Source organism: Oleiphilus sp. HI0067, assembly GCF_001635735.1.
This window is the reverse complement of sequence record NZ_LWFI01000853.1, coordinates 1-2,158: the sequence shown is the minus strand read 5'-3', so window position 1 is coordinate 2,158 and position 2,158 is coordinate 1. Positions and strand designations below refer to the sequence as shown.

Genomic DNA, 2,158 nt, shown 5'->3' with positions numbered 1-2,158 from the left:
CACTGCCCAAATCGCCACCCATATTGCGAAGCTTTTTTGTTCCAAATAGTAAGGCTACGATTGCTAAAATAATCAGTAACTGTGTTGGACTAATCCCCATTTTTCTTACCTACTCGAGTGATTCCAAAGCGACACATCCTATTTTTTAAACATGACATTTTTACTTCAGCGAGATGTATTTTTTTCGACGCGAGTCCGTACTTTGTTGTGGATGAATGCCTGTATTGTTTGCCGCTAAAACGTCATATTTTTTTCAAATAATTGTCACATCACACGGCTAGTTTCTTCGGCGTGAGTTTTTCGCAAACAAGATAAATCCATAAAATTTAGGATGTGATAATGAGTAAAGCGACGTTTGATCCGCGCAAGTTTAACAAGAGTTCCAATGCGCCTTTTTCAGAGGTAATGGAAGCGAATTTTAACCGCAGAGCGGTTTTAAAAGGCGGTGTTGGGGGCATGGCTGCATTAGGCATGCTGTCTACATTTGGTTTGAGTGCTTGTAGCAGTAGCGATAGCCCTTCTGTCGGTGCTGATCAGAGTTCAGTGTCTTTGGGGTTTGAGTCTATTCCAGGTTCTCTCACTGATGCAGTGACCGTTGCTGCGGGTTATACCGCATCGGTACTAGCGCCTTGGGGCACGCCGCTTAACAATACTGCAAATGCTTGGCGTGATGACGGCACGAACACTGCTGAAGACCAAGCGAACTCAGTAGGTATGCACCACGATGGCATGCACTTCTTCCCATTAAACGACGAAGAGACAGATGGCTTGTTGTGTATCAACCACGAATATATCGACCAAAATGCACTTCACCCTGCTGGTGCAACACGTGACGCGATTACCGGTATGCGCACAGATGTTGAAGAAGTACGCAAAGAAATCAACGCACACGGTGTTTCTGTTATCCGTATTCGTTTAACTGGTGATACTTGGTCTGTTGTCGACAATGACTCATATAATCGTCGTTTTACGGGTGCGACAGAAATGCGCATCTCGGGGCCTGTTACTCAAGATCCTTCAGTGCTAGTGACGCCATATTCACAAGCGGGGGACCGTGTTCGTGGAACATTGAATAACTGTGGCAATGGCTATACTCCTTGGGGAACCTATCTCACATGTGAAGAAAACTGGCCTGGTTATTTTGTTAATACCGGTACGCGCAGCACAGCGGATGAACGTCTTGGTGTAGACGATGACGATACGCGCTACGGTTGGGATGATGTAAAAGGTGACGGCTCTGAAGTCGCCGATGAGTTCACGCGTTTTGACGCGACGCCATCTGGCTCAGGTCCAACAACGGATTACCGTAACGAGCCAAATGGCCACGGTTATATTGTTGAAATCGACCCATACGACAACACAAGCATGGCGGTTAAACGCACTGCACTAGGTCGCATTCGTCATGAAGGCTGTGTCTTCGGTAAGTTAACCGTTGGACAACCCGTTGTATTTTATACAGGTCATGATGGGCGCTTTGAATATATGTATAAGTTCGTATCCACCGCACTTTGGGATGCAGCAGATGCATCGCCAAGCGATCGTTTAGCCACAGGTGCGAAGTACATGGATGAGGGCACGCTGTATGTTATGCGCTTTAATGACGACAACACTGGTGAGTGGATCCCTCTAGTATTGAGCACGGCGTTATCAGACAACTATATTGCAGATAACAGCCTAACGGCTGGCTCAACCTTGGGCGATATGTTCTCTTCTCTTGGTGAATTGATTCTTAACACTCCAGGAGCGGCGGATGCCGTGGGCGCAACCCCAATGGACCGTCCAGAATGGTGTGCAGTCGATCCAATTACAGGTAGTGTTTATCTCACTCTCACTAACAATACGCGCCGTGATGCGACAACAGGGACAAACCCAGCTAATCCACGTTTAGACAATAAGTATGGCCATATTCTTCGTTGGGATGAGAGTGCAGAACCAACTGCATTTGAATGGGATATCTTTGTATTTGGCGCACCATCTTCGGGCGTTGATGCAGCGAGCTACAATAATTCTGGTCTGACTGAGATGAATCAGTTCGCAAGCCCTGACGGCCTGTTGTTTGATAACCGCGGCATTATGTGGATTCAAACCGATAATGGTGCAGACGAAGTTGAAAACTATACCAACGACCAAATGCTCGCTGTTATTCCATCTAAGTTAC

The 2,158-nt window shown here is 46.7% G+C and carries 2 protein-coding genes; one reads left to right on the top strand and one right to left on the bottom strand.

Features of this window, described 5'->3' with window-relative positions:
- Positions 1-100: twin-arginine translocase TatA/TatE family subunit (locus A3739_RS09125; RefSeq protein WP_197472236.1), on the bottom strand; the 100-nt coding region annotated here is incomplete at its 3' end.
- 239 nt (positions 101-339) lie between these two features.
- Between A3739_RS09125 and A3739_RS09120 the strand changes: the two genes are divergently transcribed.
- On the top strand, positions 340-2,158 hold a 1,819-nt coding region (locus A3739_RS09120; protein WP_068501078.1), incomplete at its 3' end, for a PhoX family phosphatase.